The organism is Streptococcus mitis (genome assembly GCF_001579045.1).
Classification (GTDB): domain Bacteria; phylum Bacillota; class Bacilli; order Lactobacillales; family Streptococcaceae; genus Streptococcus; species Streptococcus mitis_D.
This window is the reverse complement of record NZ_KQ970261.1, coordinates 441,578-459,211: the sequence shown is the minus strand read 5'-3', so window position 1 is coordinate 459,211 and position 17,634 is coordinate 441,578. Positions and strand designations below refer to the sequence as shown.

At 35.1% G+C, this 17,634-nt stretch carries 13 protein-coding genes and 1 pseudogene; all 14 read left to right on the top strand.

Features of this window, described 5'->3' with window-relative positions; all coding sequences use genetic code 11:
• Nucleotides 1-681: LPXTG cell wall anchor domain-containing protein (locus SMIDD28_RS02085; protein WP_155719309.1), on the top strand; the 681-nt coding region annotated here is incomplete at its 5' end.
• Nucleotides 682-1,154: 473 nt separating this feature from the next.
• The gene (locus tag SMIDD28_RS02080) at nt 1,155-2,327 is read left to right on the top strand and encodes a glycosyltransferase (protein WP_061424348.1); all 1,173 of its coding nucleotides are present in this window, start codon (nt 1,155-1,157) and stop codon (nt 2,325-2,327) included.
• A 52-nt stretch (nt 2,328-2,379) separates the two neighbouring features.
• Nucleotides 2,380-3,666 (top strand): hypothetical protein, encoded by a 1,287-nt coding sequence (locus SMIDD28_RS02075; RefSeq protein WP_061424346.1) that lies wholly within the window; start codon nt 2,380-2,382, stop codon nt 3,664-3,666.
• Nucleotides 3,667-5,127: a glycosyltransferase gene (locus tag SMIDD28_RS02070; protein WP_061424345.1), complete on the top strand. Its 1,461-nt coding sequence runs from the start codon at nt 3,667-3,669 to the stop codon at nt 5,125-5,127.
• Between the two features lie 147 nt (nt 5,128-5,274).
• The gene (locus tag SMIDD28_RS11540) at nt 5,275-5,448 is read left to right on the top strand and encodes a hypothetical protein (protein WP_196756347.1); all 174 of its coding nucleotides are present in this window, start codon (nt 5,275-5,277) and stop codon (nt 5,446-5,448) included.
• Nucleotides 5,449-5,467: 19 nt separating this feature from the next.
• On the top strand, nt 5,468-6,385 hold the full coding sequence (locus SMIDD28_RS02065; RefSeq protein WP_061424344.1) for a glycosyltransferase family 2 protein: 918 nt from the start codon (nt 5,468-5,470) through the stop codon (nt 6,383-6,385).
• Nucleotides 6,378-6,850: pseudogene (locus SMIDD28_RS12535) on the top strand (glycosyltransferase family 2 protein); the annotation flags it as partial. The gene SMIDD28_RS02065 and the pseudogene SMIDD28_RS12535, both read left to right, overlap by 8 nt.
• Before the next feature lie 252 nt (nt 6,851-7,102).
• Nucleotides 7,103-8,125, top strand: coding sequence for a glycosyltransferase family 2 protein (locus SMIDD28_RS12025; protein WP_416069019.1), 1,023 nt, complete (start codon nt 7,103-7,105; stop codon nt 8,123-8,125).
• Nucleotides 8,126-8,142: 17 nt separating this feature from the next.
• Nucleotides 8,143-9,897 (top strand): glycosyltransferase family 2 protein, encoded by a 1,755-nt coding sequence (locus SMIDD28_RS02050; RefSeq protein WP_061424340.1) that lies wholly within the window; start codon nt 8,143-8,145, stop codon nt 9,895-9,897.
• A gap of 610 nt (nt 9,898-10,507) precedes the next feature.
• Nucleotides 10,508-11,725, top strand: a complete 1,218-nt coding sequence (gene secY2, locus SMIDD28_RS02045) for an accessory Sec system protein translocase subunit SecY2 (protein ID WP_061424338.1) — start codon at nt 10,508-10,510, stop codon at nt 11,723-11,725.
• Nucleotides 11,726-11,734: 9 nt separating this feature from the next.
• Entirely contained in the window at nt 11,735-13,315 is a 1,581-nt protein-coding gene (gene asp1 / locus SMIDD28_RS02040) for an accessory Sec system protein Asp1 (protein WP_061424336.1), read from the top strand.
• Nucleotides 13,299-14,831, top strand: coding sequence for an accessory Sec system protein Asp2 (gene asp2 / locus SMIDD28_RS02035; RefSeq protein WP_061424333.1), 1,533 nt, complete (start codon nt 13,299-13,301; stop codon nt 14,829-14,831). The genes asp1 and asp2 overlap by 17 nt, the downstream gene beginning before the upstream one ends.
• Nucleotides 14,828-15,268 (top strand): accessory Sec system protein Asp3, encoded by a 441-nt coding sequence (asp3, locus tag SMIDD28_RS02030; RefSeq protein WP_061424331.1) that lies wholly within the window; start codon nt 14,828-14,830, stop codon nt 15,266-15,268. Before asp2 ends, asp3 begins: the two co-directional genes overlap by 4 nt.
• Complete coding sequence (secA2, locus tag SMIDD28_RS02025) at nt 15,261-17,633, top strand: accessory Sec system translocase SecA2 (RefSeq protein WP_061424329.1); 2,373 nt, start codon at nt 15,261-15,263, stop codon at nt 17,631-17,633. Before asp3 ends, secA2 begins: the two co-directional genes overlap by 8 nt.
• Nucleotide 17,634 lies beyond the last annotated feature (1 nt).

Here is a 17,634-nt window from a genome sequence, read left to right as displayed (position 1 = left end):
GCAAGCGAATCAGCGTCTAAGGTAGCTTCAGAATCAGCTTCAACAAGCAACTCAGTGAGTGAGTCTGCATCTAAGGTAGCTTCAGAGTCGGCTTCAACAAGCAACTCAGTGAGTGAGTCAGCGTCTAAGGTAGCCTCAGAGTCAGCCTCAACAAGCAACTCAGTGAGTGAGTCGACATCTAGGGTGGAAAGTGCATCTATTATCACAAGTAAAGGTAACCCTGAAATCCACTCTAAGAAAATGATAGATATAGATAGTGTGCTAGAATCAGTATCTACAAGCAATGTGGCAAGTGAATCAGCCTCTAAGGTTGCCTCAGAGTCAGCTTCAGCAAATAACTCAGTGAGCGAATCAATTTCTAAAGCAACGTCAGAGTCAACAAGTGCGTCAGCTTCAGTAAGTACATCTGTTTCTGAATCTGTATCTACCTCAACAAGCGGATCAGCTTCAGCAAGTGATTCAGTATCAACATCAGCAAATACGCCAGCTTCAGCAAGCGTATCGACATCAGCGGACGTATTATCTTCTGAGACACCATCAGCATCAGAAGGTAAGTCAAGAAAACAATTACCAAATACTGGTACAGAAGCTTCTAAATCATCTGTACTTTTAGGAGCTTTAGCAGCTATTACTGGTTTAGGTTTGTTTGCGAAACGTCGTAAAAATGATCAGGAAGATTAATAAGAATACTAATAAAAAGTTTCCTTATTAAGCAAAAAATACTGAAAGAAAACCCTTGAAAAGTTAAACTTTTCAAGGGTTTTTGGTTGTCTTGTAAGGGAAAATGATGATATAATTTTAGAATGGGAATGCTTTTCAATATTTTATAAATTTATTTGATATTATCAAGACAAAGTTAATTCATTTAGTATAAAGGAAGGCCGAGATTTGAATTGAATCTATACTCTTTCACAATCTTTTTAAGCGTTTTTATACTCAATGAAAATCAAAGAGCAAACTAGGAAGCTAGCCGCAGGTTGCTCAAAACACTGTTTGGAGGTTGCAGATAGAGCTGACGTGGTTTGAATTTGATTTTCGAAGAGTATTAACATTCTTCTACTATAGGCATGTAGTGCTCTTTGATGTTTGATGAGTATGAAAATAGATTATAAATTATCTGGAAAATAAATAGAAATAGGAAATAGGTAAATACAATGGAAAAATTAACATTTGTTTTAGCTGGTGATTATGGCTATATTCGATATATAGAAGCAACATTAAAGTCAATTTGCTATCATCATGACAATTGCAAAGTGTATATTTTGAATCAAGATATTCCTCAGGAATGGTTTATCAGTGTTCGTGAAAAAATGAGTCAGAAACAGAGTGAATTAGTTGATGTGAAGTTGACAAGTGGATTAGTTTCAGAAACATGGAAGTTACCTCCGTTTGGAGCTCATATGAACCACATGTCCTTTGCGAGATACTTTATCCCACAATTTGTGGAAGAAGATAAGGTGCTGTATTTGGATAGTGATACAATTGTAACAAGATCACTAGATGAGTTATTTGAAATCGAACTTGGTGATAAACTTTTGGCAGCAGCCAAAGTTATTTATGGATTAGAAGATAGATTTAATTCGGGTGTCTTGCTAGTTAATAATAAGTTGTGGAAAGAAGAAAATATTCAAACGACTTTAATCGAAATCACTGATAGGGATCATGAAACATTGCCAGAGTCAGATCAAACTGTCTTTAATCGAGTGGCAGGGGAACGCTATATCGTCTTAGATGATACTTACAATTTCCAAGTTGGTTATGACCGCATTGCAGAGGAGAGACAGCAGTATTTTGTTTTAGAAATGTCGACAGATCCATTGCCAGCGATTATTCATTATCTTTCAGGAGATAAGCCTTGGAATTTAAGATCTTACTCTCGTTTAAGAGAAGTATGGTGGAGATATTCAATGATGGACTGGTCAGAGATTACGAATCATAAAACACCTAGAAAAAAACGTGACATATTTATTATGACAGATAGTCAGTCATTGGAACAGATTGATTATCTAGTGACTCATTTACCAAATTTCATGTTTCATATAGCAGCTAATACATTAATGGGTGACGTTCTGAATTGTTTACGAAAATATGAAAATGTGAGATTATATCCAGCTATTTTAGATTGGAATCGCAAGCGGTTGGTTGATGAGTGTGATATTTATTTAGACATTAACTATGAGGAAAAAAATCAACAAGTAATTGAAACTGCAAAACAAAAAGGAAAACCAATCCTAACATTTGATACGGTAGTGAATCCCTATCATGTAGATCAGGTATTCTCTAGTTCAGAACCGCAAAAGATGTGTGATTACATTCTATCTTTATAGGATTTGTCGTTTTAATCAGCTTATGATTATGGAGGAATTAAAGGAGATATAGATGCTTTATCTAACAAAGCAGTATAGTCCAGCCGAGCAGCAATTTGTAGAAGATGTACTTTCTTCTGGTACTGAGGTTCATGTTTTAACCCTGGATTATGTAGAAAGACCTCAAGATTACATTCATTTTTTACCGATGCTACTTGCGAAGAAATCAGTATTAAATCAATATAAAAGTGAATCATTGATAGCTTTGAAAGTGGTAGTTCCTAAATATTGGGAAATTTGTATGGAAGAAAATTACGCAACCATATGGGATAAAGATATTCAACGAGGTCAGATTTTCTACCGTCATAAAGAATCATATACAGTAGATAGGGTTGAATGGTGGGATAATCAGGGAAGAGTTATAAGTTGTGATTACTATTTAGAAAATGGTTGGCGTTATAAACAGGAAATAATGGATGAATCAGAAAAGAGTATCTCGGTTCATTATTATGATGCTCAAAATACTCTACTAATGATTAAAAATGTAGAGCGAGGCTTATATACTTTATTTAAAGATGAAATCACCCATATTTATACTGAAGATGAACTATGGCAGGCTTGTTTAGAGCTCTTTGATTTAGAAAATGAAGTGCTAGTTGTTGGAAATTTAGAAATAGCAGATTATTTAGGTAGTCAAAAAGTTTCTGCAGTTTATTCTTCTAAAGAACCGATTCAAATCCAAGAAGTAGAAGACTATCTATCAAGAGTAGATAGACTCTATATTTATCATTATTCGGTGTTTGAGTCCCTTACTCCAAATGATAAGATTCATCATATCAGTCCCTTGTATCCTTCAAAAATGAATGGAAATCACCATCGAGCGCTTATCATGACTCACACACAAGAAATTGAAAAAATCGAGGAAGTTATTGAGAAGTTGCCGATGGTTGAGTTTCATATCGGTGCTCTTACGAATATGGGACCTAGACTATTGGATCTTGAACGATGTGAAAATGTCTATTTACATCCAGGAATTAGCCAGGCAGAGTATGAAAGTTTGCTAGAACAGTGTAGTTTGTATTTAGATATTAACCATAGTATAGAAATATTGAATGCTGTGGAAGAATCCTTGGAAAAAGGCTTGCTTTTATTTGCTTTTAAGGAGACTCAGCATAGGAGAGGTTTTATCTGTCCTGAGCATCTAGCTGCAAGTCAAGATGCGGTTGATTTGATTGATGCTATCAAAAAGGTTGTCGTTTCAGAGGAAATGTATCATTTGGCTTTGCAAAAGCAATGGAAATGGATTCAATCTTCTACTAAAGAAGATTACAATAGAGCTTTTCGAAAGGTGGAAAATTAAGTGACAGTTTATCTATTCGACTTATTAGTAGGGTACGAACCAAATGGTGTAGATCGTTCTCAGGCCAATCGTGCTCGGATCTTTAAAAAGACGAATCTAGATGTTCGTTACATATTTTCTGTCATTCCTCCAAGAGAAGATTTTCTTTATTTTCAACATATAGGGATTCCTCTAGATAAGATGATGATTGCTCCCTTTTATTTAGCTGGAGAAAAAGGTGTACAATCCACTATCACTAGTGAAGAGATGATTAGTAGACTGCACCTAGAGAATAGTATGATAGTTGAGAGAGACCAGCATCAAATCGTTTATCAAATATCTGAAAATCATAGGCTATTTCTGAAATGTGAGGATGGAATAGTTTATCAGGTTGATCATTTTTATCAGGATACACTTTATCAGAGAGACCATTATACTTCTCATTTGATATGTAGAGAGTGGTTTGACCAAGGGACTTATCAGTGGAGCAAAAGGTGTTTCTATAATTCCGAAAGTGAAGTGGTCTATGAAGGTTTCCAATCGTCAGGAAGAACAAGGTATCGATTTGGTTCAGAATGGCTTGAAGGCGAATATGACTTGATGCAATATTTTATCAAATCCTTGTCCCTTTCTTCTGCTGATGTCGTCCTTATGGACAGGGTCTCTAGATTTTCTTTTTCACAGGCAATTTTAGAATATGGCAATCATGCAAAAATAGGAGTTTTTCTTCACTCTCTCCATCAATATAAAACGGGAGCGATGAATAATGAATATCATTATTTATTCCAACATGCGACCTCCTTTGATTTTATGCTTGTTTCAACAGAAGCACAAAAAACAGACTTGGAGAACTATCTAAGAGAGATGGGCTTGCCTAGCTGTCCGATTTGTGTGATACCAGCTGCTAGTATCGAAAGTATCGAGAGTAATGTAGAGACGATGGTTCCTTATTCGGCTATGCTTGCTGCTCGCTTAAACTATCGTAAACAAGTCGATATAGCGATTAAGGTAGGAGCAAAGGTCAAAGAGAAAATACCAGGATTTACTTTGGATATCTATGGTCAAGGGGAAGATTATCATAAATTGAACCAACTGATTGCAGAGCTAAATGCGGAAGAATATATAAGGTTACGTGGCTATCAAAATTTAAAAGAAGAGTATAAAAAGCACCAGCTCTATCTATCAACTTCTTCTTGGGAAACCTTGGGGCTAACCTTACTTGAAGGGGTGGCTTCTGGTATGGGATTAGTAGGTTTAGATGTCCCTTACGGAGCACCTACCTTTATTCAAAATGGGAAGAATGGTTATTTAGTTCCCTATTCTGAAGGTCAAGATAAAGAAGAAAGTGTTGAAAGAATGACGAAGGCAGTATTGGAGTTTTTTGATTTGAATCAAAATGAAGTATCGCAACATTCATATCGCATTGCAGCCTCTTATTTGGATGAGGTCATTGCAGAAAAATGGTTAAGCCTATTGAAGTAATCTATTTTTCTAATTATTTTCATTTCAGATATCATTTTTGTTACTGCTAAATCAGATGTAAAAGTGAGTAAGACAGAATGCTGAGTATCAGAACATTAGTTTTGTTTTTTAAATTTAAGAAAAGTAGTAGAAGAAATTGATTTTTATTTGGATATTAATTATGAAGCAGAAGTTGATCATATTATAGAAAAAGTCAACAATCTTGGGAAACCAATAGTGACATTTGATAGTACAGATCATACTGCAGGAAAAGCAAGCTATATTTGCAAAAAGGACGAACCTGAAAAGATGGTTGAAAAAATAAGAAGCTTATTTAGTTGATAAATATTAGGAAGATAACATGAAGAAATATCCTTTAATTAGTGTAATTGTACCTGTATACAATGTGGAACAGTATTTACGACAATGTCTAGATAGTATTTTGAATCAGACTTACCAAGAGATTGAAGTTTTATTGATAAATGATGGTTCGACAGATGCTTCTGATGAGATTTGTCGGGAGTATGCGGAACGTGACAGTCGGATTCGTTATTTTGTGAAGGAAAATGGAGGATTGTCAGATGCGCGAAATTATGCTTTAGACAGAGCTGAGGGAGAGTATGTAACCTTTGTTGATTCAGATGATTTTTTGATGGAGCAAGCTCTGGAAAAGCTGTATGCAACTAGCCTGCTTGGGGAATCAGACTTAGTAGTAGGCTTCTTTTGCTACTTCGAAAAACCTTATTTTCAATTCTTTACGAATCACTATATCCCTAAACTACCTATCACTTTTATTGATAATATTGATGCCGTTCAACAACTGGATGATATGCTAGATGTAAATTTCTTGCGTTTTTCCACTGCTTGGGGGAAATTATATAAGCGCAGTTTATTTGAGGGTATTCGTTATCCTTATGGAAAATACGCAGAAGATCAATTTACAACCTGGAAACTTTATTTAAAAGCAGAAAAGATAGCGGTAAGTAATCAGACTGTTTATGTGTATCGATACAATCCCAAAGGTTTATCTAAAAGTTTTAATTTATCACATATGGATTATATTGATGCTTTGGAAGAAAGAATTCGTGAAACCAAAGATATAGACGGGATTGATATTGTAAAAACATATAGAATGTATGACTATGTGTTGAAAAGAAGATTATCAGAGTTGGAATTCTATGGATATGAAGAAGAAAGGGAAAAGTTGAAAAATAAGATTGATCATCTTGATTTAGAAAGCATTATCAATCAGATAGAACTGGAGAAACAAGATGAATAATGAATTGATTAGTATTATCGTTCCAATTTATAATACAGAGAAGTATTTAGGTCAGTGTTTAGATAGTATTCTGAATCAAACTTATACTAATTTTGAAGTGTTACTTGTCAATGATGGCTCGACTGATTCATCTGGAATGATTTGTCAAGAATATGTAGAGAATGATAGTCGTTTTCGTTATTTTGAAAAGGATAATGGTGGTGTAGCTTCTGCTCGTAACCTAGGACTCGAACGTTCGGGGGGGGATACATTACTTTTATTGATTCAGATGATTGGGTTGAGCCGAACTATTTAGATGTTCTTTATACTGCTCTTAAAGAGAATGATACAGATGTAGCAATTTCTACTTATAAACGATTTGCTCAAGATGGTGTATTTTATTTGAGAAGTTATTCAAGGGAGGATGATGAATTTCTTAATATTGGGACAAGAAGTAGAGATTCTTTTTTAGAAATCCTTCCAAGATTGGGAGAGCTTGATCATAGTTTTTACTCTATTTCATCTAAATTAATAAAAAGAGAAATCATTGGAAATCTTTTGTTTGATGAACAAATAAGTTATGCAGAAGTCTTGAATTTCTTCTTTTATTTATATCTTGGAGTTGAGTCAGTTGTTTTTGTGAGAGACTATACTTATGTTTACAGAACACATGATGCTAGTACATCACAAAATGTTAATGAACTTCAAGCATTACAAGAATTGGAAATCTATAAAAAGATGTTCCAACAAATTGACAGGATGGGACTACCAACTTTCCATTATTTTAAAAGAATGGGAAATGTAGTGACATATAGAATATCCGGTTTTCCAACATCGAAAGCAATTAGAGAATATGAATCATTTGTGTCAGAAGTTCGAGAAATGGTTACTTATCAGCAACCATTAATTAGTCTAATCGTTCCAATTTATAATGTTGAGAAATATCTATGGAGCTGTTTGGACAGCATTGCTAAACAGACTTATTCAAATATAGAGGTTCTGTTGGTTAACGATGGTTCACCAGATGGTTCTGGTGTGATATGTCAGGAATTTGTTGCGAGGGACAGTCGTTTTCGTTATATTGAAAAGGAAAATGGTGGCTTATCAGATGCTCGAAATGTTGGTATTGCGAGAGCACAAGGGGAATTTTTATCATTTGTTGATTCAGATGATTGGATAGAACAGACTTATGTAGAGGATATGTACCGAGCAGCCTTGTTCAATGATGCTGAAGTAGTTGTATCCAATTATAAGAAATTTGATGTGAAGGATAACTGTTACTGGATTCACGTCTTTGATGATTATTATGAAACTCATTATAGTGGGGAGGAGCTTATCCAGCAACTACCCGCATTAGAACGTAAGGATTTCTCTTTCACAACAAGTTGGGGAATTTTATTTGCGCATAGATTGTTTGATGCTATTTCCTTCCCTAAAGGGAAAACGATAGAAGACACTCGTACAAATTATCGCCTTTTTGCAGAATCTCGCCGTTTGACATATATTCATAAGGCTCTCTATAATTATAGAGTGGGAGTAGACAGTATTAGCAGTAGGATAACCGAAAAGTTGCTAGTAGATGTTTTAGAATGTTTGATGGAACGAATGGCAGTTTATGCTGTTAAAGGATGGAATGTAGCGGATGAAAGAGAGAATGTGCTAATGAATTTAAAAATGCGTTATAATCAAGCAAAAGAAGCAGGACTTCAAAATACGGAAATTTTTAAACGCTATGCAGAATTTATAAGTTTATTAGAATAGTGAGAAATGAAATAAAGATGAATAATGAATTAATCAGTATTATTGTTCCAATTTATAATACAGAGAAGTATTTGCGTCAGTGTTTGGATAGTATTATCAATCAGACTTATACTAATTTTGAAGTGTTACTCGTAAATGATGGTTCAACAGATTCATCTGGAATGATTTGTCAGGAGTACGTAGAGAATGATAGTCGTTTCCGTTATTTTGAAAAAGAAAATGGCGGAGTATCTTCTGCCCGTAACCTAGGACTCGAACGTTCGGGGGGGGCATACATTACTTTTATTGATTCAGACGATTGGGTGGAGTCAAATCATCTAGAAGCCCTTTTAAAAGGCATAAAGGAAAATAACACTGATATAGCTGTTTCAAAACATAAATCTTTTAATACAGAAGATGGTTTGTTTTATTTTCCTGCATATTCTAATCAAAACCAAAATGATCTTTGTATTAAAAAGAAGCAAATACGTCCATTTTTAGAGCTATTTCCGAAATTAAATTACTTAACTCATGATTTTGCTTGTATTGCTTCAAAGTTATTTAAAAAATCATTAACCCAAAATTTATTCTTAGATGAAAAACTGTCACAGAGTGAAGATTTAGATTATTTCTTTAAATTATATTTGCGAGCGGAAAGTATTGTTTATATAGATGAAGTAACGTATATATATGTACAACATGGTCAGAATGCGAGTCATCATCCTTCGGAAACATCTGCTCTTTGCGACATAAAAGTACATTGGAATATGGTAGATTTTATAAATGAATTAAAGATTCCTAATTATTATTATTTGGAAAGGATAAAGCATCTACTATCCTATTGGAAAGACAGTTTTCCAGATTCAAAAGGCATTAAGATGTATGAAACTATGGTAACCAATTTAGAAAATGATATTACTTATCCTCAGCCATTAATTAGTTTAATTGTTCCAATTTATAATGCTGAGACTTATCTACGGATGTGTTTGGATAGTATTGCCAATCAAACTTATTCAAATATAGAGGTTCTGTTGGTTAATGATGGTTCATCAGATGGATCGGGTGCTATCTGTCAGGAGTTTGTTGCGAGAGATAGTCGTTTTCATTATATTGAAAAGGGAAATGGTGGCGTGTCGGATGCTCGAAATGTTGGTATTGCGAGGGCGCAAGGGGAGTTTCTATCATTTGTTGATTCAGATGATTGGATAGAGCCGACTTATGTAGAGGATTTGTACCGAACAGCCTTGTTCAATGATGCTGAAGTAGTTGTATCCAATTATCAAGAATTTCATCAAGAACGCAATGTTTATTTGATTCACATCTTTGATGATTATTATGAGACTCACTATAGCGATGAGGAACTCATCCAGCAACTACCCTTATTAGAACGTAGAGATAAGTCTTTTACAACAAGTTGGGGAATTTTGTTTGCGCGTAGATTATTTGATAACATTTCCTTCCCTAAAGGGAAAATGATTGAAGATACTCGTACGAATTATCGCTTTTTTGCAGAGTCTTGTCGTTCGACTTATATTCATAAGGCACTCTATAATTATAGAGTGGGAATAGACAGTATCAGCAGTAGGATAACTGAAAAGTTATTAGAGGATGTTTTAGATTGTTTGATGGAACGGATGGCTGTTTATGCTATTAAAGGTTGGAATGTAGCAGATGAAAGAGAGAATATAGTAGATAATTTAAAATCGCGTTACAATCAAGCAAAAGAAGCGGGACTTCAAAACACGGATATCTTTAAACGCTATGCAGAACTTTTGTATTTATTAAGCGATTAAAGCTCCCTCTTATCCTACTAAATGATAGCACTTGACTAGGATAAAACGATACTAATGTAGTCTGCAGGGATTATCTAAGAGTATCAAGACATCTCGTTTAAGCAACTGTGATATTTTGTAAATATAAAACATGCGTGGAAGTATTGGTATTGAATAAAGAAGCTAGAGCATGAATGGAGATATCCCTATCTTGTAGACACTTGAAAGCAGATTTATTCTGCTTTTTTTGATATAATAGAAAGACTGGAATTGTATATAGAGTTAAAATTTTTTAGTATAAAATTAACTTCTATTTATATTTTGACAACAAATAGTGTTGACATTTAACTTAGTTCTGCCTCAGTAAGTGCGAGCCAAGTATATTTTTAACAGAAATTTCCTGTCAAAGTGTTATCTTGGATAAACACTTTGACATTGTTTGTCTAAGGGACTTTGATAATAAAATAGTATTTTAGTTTTAACTTTGAAATGATAAGAGCTAGCGCTCAAAAATAAAGCGGAAAATGACTAAGGTTTCTAACATGATTTACTGGGTTATTTTCTATTCCTTTTCTACTGTGTAGTGGAAAGAATAAAAAATGCTATATTAATTTTTATGTAAGGATTCGTTATGAAAAATATTTTTTCGTCTATAATAGTGAAAAAAGGTCTTGTGACCCTGTTTTTGATTTTTATTTATGTCTTGGGAAGTAGGTTATCTCTTCCTTTTGTTAATGTGAATAGTAGAGATTTTTTAGGTGGTTCAACTGCCTATTTAGCTTTTTCTACAGCTCTTACAGGTGGAAATCTTAGGAGTCTTTCTTTGCTTTCGGTAGGTCTTTCTCCTTGGATGTCTGCGACACTTTTATGGCAAATGTTCTCCTTTTCTAAACGTTTAGGGATTTCATCTCTCTCAATAGAGGTGCAAGATAGAAGGAAAATGTACCTAACCTTATTTATTTCGATTATCCAGTCGTTGGCTATTTCCCTAAACCTCCCCATTCAGGAATCCTTTTCTCCAATTGTTATTACCTTTATGAATACTCTGTTACTGATTGCGGGCACCTTCTTCTTAGTTTGGTTGTCAGATATAAATGCCAGCAATGGTTTGGGAGGTCCTATGGTTATTTTGCTATCTAGTATGGTATTGACTATTCCACAGGATATGATTGAAACGTTTAAAGTTATCCATATATCTTATATCAGTATTCTATTATTAGTTCTGATGGGCCTCCTTTTCACCTATATTGTTTCCATTTTGTATCGAGCGCGCTATCGTTTACCTGTACATAAAGTTGGTTTGCATAGCCGATTTAAGAGATATTCTTATTTTGAGATAATGCTAAATCCGGCTGGGGGAATGCCGTATATGTATGTTATGACTTTTATGAGTTTACCTACTTATGTATTGCTTCTTCTACATGCTATATTTCCAGAAAACCCCATCTATATGGAATTATCTGGTCAATATAAGATGGGTGAGCCATTATGGATTTATTTATATATAGTCATTTTATTTATTTTTAGTATTGCATTTGCATTTGTAAATATAAGTGGAGATCAGATTGCTGATCGAATGAAAAAGTCAGGTGAATATATCTATGGAGTATATCCAGGTGAGGAGACCAGTCGTTTTATCAACGGTCTAGTTTTCCGCTTTTCTATTGTAGGAGGAATCATTAATGTAGTTATGGCAGGCTTGCCAATGCTCCTTGTTTTGTCTGATGAAAAACTGTTGCGAGTGGCCATGATTCCTGGTTTGTTTTTAATGCTGAATGGAATGATTTTTAATGTAAAAGATGAAGTAAAGGCTTTAAGAATGAACGAAACTTATAAACCACTTATCTAGGAGGTTGCGATGTATTATTTTATTCCAGCATGGTATGGGACTGATAGACCATGGCATTTTGATTTAATTCCTTGGTATCGTACTTTTTTTAAACTTGAATTTGATGATACCTTTAATCAAATCAGATTATTACAGGATCAGGGCTTTCGTTCTCAACTGTTGATTTTGTCCTACCAACCTCATCTTCGATATTTTTTACATCGTCATAGTGTTTTGGAGACAGAAGCTTATTCTGTATTTGATGATATGCAAGATTTTTCTGTGGAACACTCACAGATTTTAAGCCTTAAAGATATTGAATGGGATAGTGAGTGTGAATTTATTTATAGTCCTTTTGCTATATTGGTGCAGAGGAAAGGTAGACCGTATGCACAGGTAGAACATGGTGTAGAAGGTTTTATTAGTCATATCCAATACTTCAATAGTGAAGGTCAACGTTCTGAACAGTTTATTATGGATGATAGGGGGCTAGTATCTAGTGTTATTTATTTTAAGGATGATGTAGCTTACTATCAAGATTATCTGAATACTAAAGGAATTTGGCAGTTTAGAGAGCACTTGCAGGATGGTGGACGTATTGAGATTAATCCAATATTTGGTTATCGATTTAAATCATTGACTTATCATAATATAGGCGAGGTAATAGAGGAATTTTTTGAAAAACGACTAAGTAAAATCTATAAAAAGAATCATTTATTTATTATCCCAGCCCATCAAGTTCACAATGATTTAATGATGAGAACTTTACCGGAAGAAAGTCATAAGATTTTGAGTCTCTTTATTGATCGAAATCCTCAAGATACATTTCCCACTTTATTGCCAGTATTCAATAAGGTAGATTTTACCTTGGTAGATAGGGAAGATAGTCTTCATATTTTGAAAGAATTGTATCCAGAGAATGAACAATATTTTAAACATTTGTCTCCTTTTGATACTCGCCTACGTTTGGGGCGTAGCCAGACAAGAAAAACCTCTTTTATTTACTATCAATTGAATTTTAAAGAGGGTATTGATGAAGAGGGGATATATCAAATATTAGATTTTGTTTCGAAAACAAAAGATGTGGAATTGATATTTGGCACCTTTGCGACGGATGAAGAACTACTAGAGCAGTTTGAAGATTTAATTCAGAAGATTATACAAGAGAGAATCGATAGTCAATCGTTGGAAAAAGATGCGGGTTATGGCGATTCAGAAAACCCTTTAGAGGATAATAAAGTAGAGGAACTGAGATATCAAATCGTTAATATGAATGACGAACTGGATTTAATTAAAACCTTGGAATTTGTACGTTTAATTGTAGACTTAAGTAAACTTCCTCATCTTTATACTCAAATTGCTGGAATTAGTGCAGGGATTCCTCAAATTAATCGAGTGAAAACAGTTTATGTGGATCATTTAAAGAACGGATATCTTATTTCTGACTTATCAGAACTTCAAACGGCAATCCATTATTATTTGGATACACTTAAGGAGTGGAATCAAGCCTTAATTTACTCTGTAGAAAAAATCAAGGAACATACGGGACAGATGTTTTTAGAAAAACTCCAAATTTGGATAGGAGAAATCACAGATGTCAAAGAATCTTAAAATCTTACAAATTGGAATTGATAACTGGAAACATTGTTTTGAAATTCCTGATAATATGGACTGGTATTATTTTTGTCCTGATTCTTCTCTTGCTTTGAGAAAAATGATGGAAATGGATGGAATTACTAGTTTTCATGTTGTTTTAATAGAGGACGGTCAGTATCTGAAAGATTTACTTCCGTTTATGAATAACATAGAACCTCATACTCTTTTTTATAACAAAAATTTTGAAACTACAGACTTGACCATCTTATCATTTTTGAAAAAATCTTGTGCTCAGGCTGTTGATTTTTCAGACCCTCAAACATTACTGGAAGATTTGTCGACTTCGCTGTTTGGTGGCGGATATGGCGATAAGTTGAAGCCGTTTATGTTGCAAGTCAATCCTGCTTTTAAGGGTTCGATTTCTTATCAAGGCTTTGAGCACTTAACATTGGAGGGATATTTTGGAGAAGAATTTTCTCAGTTAGCTTTTTGGAGTTATAACGTAATCCTAGAAGAGGAACTCCCTATTGAATTGTGGTTGGAGTATGAAAAAAGTGATGGGGTAGAATTTCAAGTTAGTATAAAAAAAATAAAACAAGGTTCGGTGTCAGAAATTATAGAAGAGATAATCCTAAATGAACCTGATTTGGAAAAGGCATTCGTCATTCCGGGTGAATCCAAAGGTTATTTAGCAATCTCAATTTTAGCACGTGGTCAGGGAGTGCTTCGATTAGGAAGTCTACACAGACGTTGGACTCGTAAGCAATTTGGAAAGTTTTTCTTGGGAGGGAATATCTTACACGATAGTAAGCGTGAAGAAATTAACTATTTCTTCCATCCTGGAGATTTTAAGCCTCCTTTGAATGTGTACTTTGCAGGATATCGTTCTGCGGAAGGTTTTGAAGGATACTACATGATGAAAAATCTTGGATGTCCCTTTATCTTGTTTTCTGATCCACGTCTTGAAGGTGGCGCCTTTTATTTGGGAAGTGAGGAGCTAGAAAATAAGGTAAAGGAAACGATTCTTCACTATCTAGATTATCTAGGATTTGATAAAAAGGATTTGATTTTGTCAGGTCTTTCTATGGGAACATTTCCCTCTCTTTATTATGGTGCCTCCTTTGAACCTCATGCGATCATTGTCGGTAAACCTCTTGCCAATATTGGAACAATCGCTAGTCGTGGACGGTTAGAAGCTCCAGGCGTATTTAATACAGCTTTTGATATTTTGCACCATCAAACTGGAGGAGTTAGCTCTAAACATATGTTGGAATTGGATCAACGTTTTTGGAAAGTTTTTAAACAAGCAGATTTTTCAAATACAACCTTTGGTCTATCTTATATGAAAGACGAGGATATGGATAGCCATGCTTATGAACAATTAGTTGGTCACTTATGTAATACAGGAGCGAAAATACTTTCTAAAGGAACAGCTGGACGACACAATGATGATACGAATACCAATGTTGCTTGGTTTTTGCACTTTTATCATATGGTGTTAGAGGCAGATTTTGGGAGAGGTGATGAATGATTATCAAACAAAGACAAGGAATAGAGTGGGGAGAAGTCGGGGGAACATTTATGTACGGCACTCGGGTGACTTATCATAGCTACCAGCATGTCAGTCTCTATAATCCTTTGTTAACATCTGGAGAAATTCTGAGGAGCTGGTTTTCTAGTTTGAACTATCAAGGAGCTAGAACTCAAGTTAGTCTGCCTTTATTAAAACGAGGACAGGATTATCAAATGTGTATGAATTTCGATTGTCAACCAGAACAAGGTTTATACATAAAAATTAGATTTTTTGATCGCTATGAAACTATAATTGAGGAAAAGGTAGAAAAAGTTAAACAATTTATGTTTACTTACCCCAAAGAAGCTTACACCTATGAAGTGTCTCTTTTGAGTGCAGGTTTTGAGTCGTTAGACTTTTATGATTTTTATATCGAGGAGATGAATCGTGATTAAAAATTTTAGTCAAGATTTTCAGTTGAGGAAAGTCAAAAGGATCTTAAAAAAGATTAATGCCCTAAAAGGGGAAATGGAGTCTCTCTCAGATCAAAAATTAGCGGCAAAAACACTAGAATTCCGACAACGTCTTGCTAAAGGAGAAATGGTGGATGATCTTTTGGTTGAGGCATTTGCAGTAGTACGTGAAGCAGATAAACGAGTGTTAGGAATGTTCCCCTATGATGTCCAGGTCATGGGAGGAATTGTTATTCATCAAGGTAATGTAGCGGAGATGAACACAGGTGAGGGGAAAACCTTGACAGCTACTATGCCCGTTTATCTCAATGCGCTGACGGGCAAGGGAACGATGGTTATTACAACGAATGAATATCTTGCCAAGCGTGATGCGGAGGAAATGGGCCAGGTTTACCGTTTTTTAGGCTTGTCTGTTGGAATTCCCTTTACAGGTGATCCTAATGAAGAATACACACCTGAGGAAAAAAGACTTATTTATGGATCAGATATTATATACACAACCAATAGTGTATTGGGATTTGATTATCTGAATGATAATTTAGCTTCTGATGAGTCATCTAAATTTTTACGTCCTTTTGATTATGTAATCATTGATGAAATTGATGATATTTTACTTGATAGTGCTCAAACTCCTTTGATTGTTGCCGGTGCTCCGCGTGTTCAATCTAATCACTACGGTATTATTGATACGCTGGTAACGACCTTGGTTGAAGGTGAGGATTACATTTTTAAAGAGGAGAAAGATGAAGTTTGGTTGACCACTAAAGGTGCTAAGGCTGCTGAAAGTTTTTTAGGGATAGATCATTTTTATAAGGAAGAACATGCGGTTTTTGCTCGTCATCTAGTCTATGCAATAAGAGCCCATAAACTTTATACAAGAGATAAGGACTATATCGTTCGAGGGGATGAAATGGTACTGGTTGATAAGGGGACAGGACGTCTTATGGAAATGACCAAATTGCAAGGGGGGCTTCATCAGGCGATTGAGGCGAAGGAACATGTCAAATTATCTCCAGAAACGAGAGCCATGGCTTCTATCACTTATCAAAGTCTATTTAAGATGTTTAATAAGGTATCCGGAATGACGGGTACAGGTAAAGTTGCAGAAAAAGAGTTTCTTGAAACTTATAATATGGCAGTTATTCGTATTCCAACCAATCGTCCGAAACAACGGATTGACTATCCAGACAATTTGTATGTAACGTTACCTGAAAAAGTGTATGCTTCTTTGGAGTATATCAAAGAATACCATGCTAAGGGAAATCCTTTATTGGTTTTTGTTGGTTCTGTGGAGATGTCCCATCTTTACTCATCTCTTTTATTACGTGAAGGGATTGCCCATAATGTTCTAAATGCTAATAATGCAGCGCGTGAGGCTCAGATTATCTCCGAGTCAGGTCAGATGGGGGCTGTGACAGTAGCTACCTCTATGGCAGGACGTGGTACGGATATTAAACTTGGTAAGGGAGTTGCAGAACTTGGAGGATTGATTGTAATCGGAACAGAGCGGATGGAAAGTCAACGGATTGACCTGCAAATTCGTGGACGTTCTGGTCGTCAAGGGGATCCTGGGATGAGTAAGTTTTTTGTATCTCTTGAAGACGATGTTATAAAGAAGTTTGGGCCGAATTGGGTTCATAAACGTTATCAGGATTATCAAGTTAAAGATATGACCAAACCAGAGGTTTTAAAGGGACATAAATATCGTAGGCTTGTTGAAAAAGCACAGCATGCAAGTGATAGTGCAGGACGTTCTGCACGACGTCAGACTCTGGAGTATGCTGAAAGCATGAATATCCAAAGAGATATGGTCTATAAGGAGCGAGATCGTCTAATAGATGGTTCCCGTGACTTAGAGGATGTTGTTGAGGGAATCATTGCTAGTTATATAGATCAAGTGACCTCTTCAAATTATGAAAGCCGAGACTTGCTCTTCCACTTTATCGTGACCAATATTAGTTTCCATGTTAAAGAGATTCCAGATCATATAGATGTGACTGACAAGACTGCAGTTCGTAGTTTTATAAAGCAGGTGATTGATAAAGAACTTTCAGAAAAGAAAGAATTACTTGATCAACATGACTTGTATGAACAGTTTTTACGACTTTCTTTGCTCAAGGCTATTGATGATAACTGGGTCGAGCAGGTAGATTACTTACAACAATTGACTATGGCGATAGGGAATCAGCCGGCTGCTCAGAAAAATCCTATAGTAGAGTATTATCAGGAGGCTTATGATGGTTTTGAAACCATGAAAGAACAGATTCGGGCTGATATGATACGTAATCTTTTGATGGGACTTGTTGAAGTTACTTCTAAAGGTGAAATTATGACTCATTTCCCATAAG

Coding starts and splice junctions, on each gene's coding strand:
- SMIDD28_RS02065 (WP_061424344.1), top strand. CDS start 5,468: ATGAAGAAATATCCTTTAATTAGTGTAATTGTACCTGTATACAATGTG.
- secY2 (WP_061424338.1), top strand. CDS start 10,508: ATGAAAAATATTTTTTCGTCTATAATAGTGAAAAAAGGTCTTGTGACC.
- asp2 (WP_061424333.1), top strand. CDS start 13,299: ATGTCAAAGAATCTTAAAATCTTACAAATTGGAATTGATAACTGGAAA.
- SMIDD28_RS02080 (WP_061424348.1), top strand. CDS start 1,155: ATGGAAAAATTAACATTTGTTTTAGCTGGTGATTATGGCTATATTCGA.
- SMIDD28_RS12025 (WP_416069019.1), top strand. CDS start 7,103: ATGTTCCAACAAATTGACAGGATGGGACTACCAACTTTCCATTATTTT.
- asp1 (WP_061424336.1), top strand. CDS start 11,735: ATGTATTATTTTATTCCAGCATGGTATGGGACTGATAGACCATGGCAT.
- SMIDD28_RS02050 (WP_061424340.1), top strand. CDS start 8,143: ATGAATAATGAATTAATCAGTATTATTGTTCCAATTTATAATACAGAG.
- asp3 (WP_061424331.1), top strand. CDS start 14,828: ATGATTATCAAACAAAGACAAGGAATAGAGTGGGGAGAAGTCGGGGGA.
- SMIDD28_RS02075 (WP_061424346.1), top strand. CDS start 2,380: ATGCTTTATCTAACAAAGCAGTATAGTCCAGCCGAGCAGCAATTTGTA.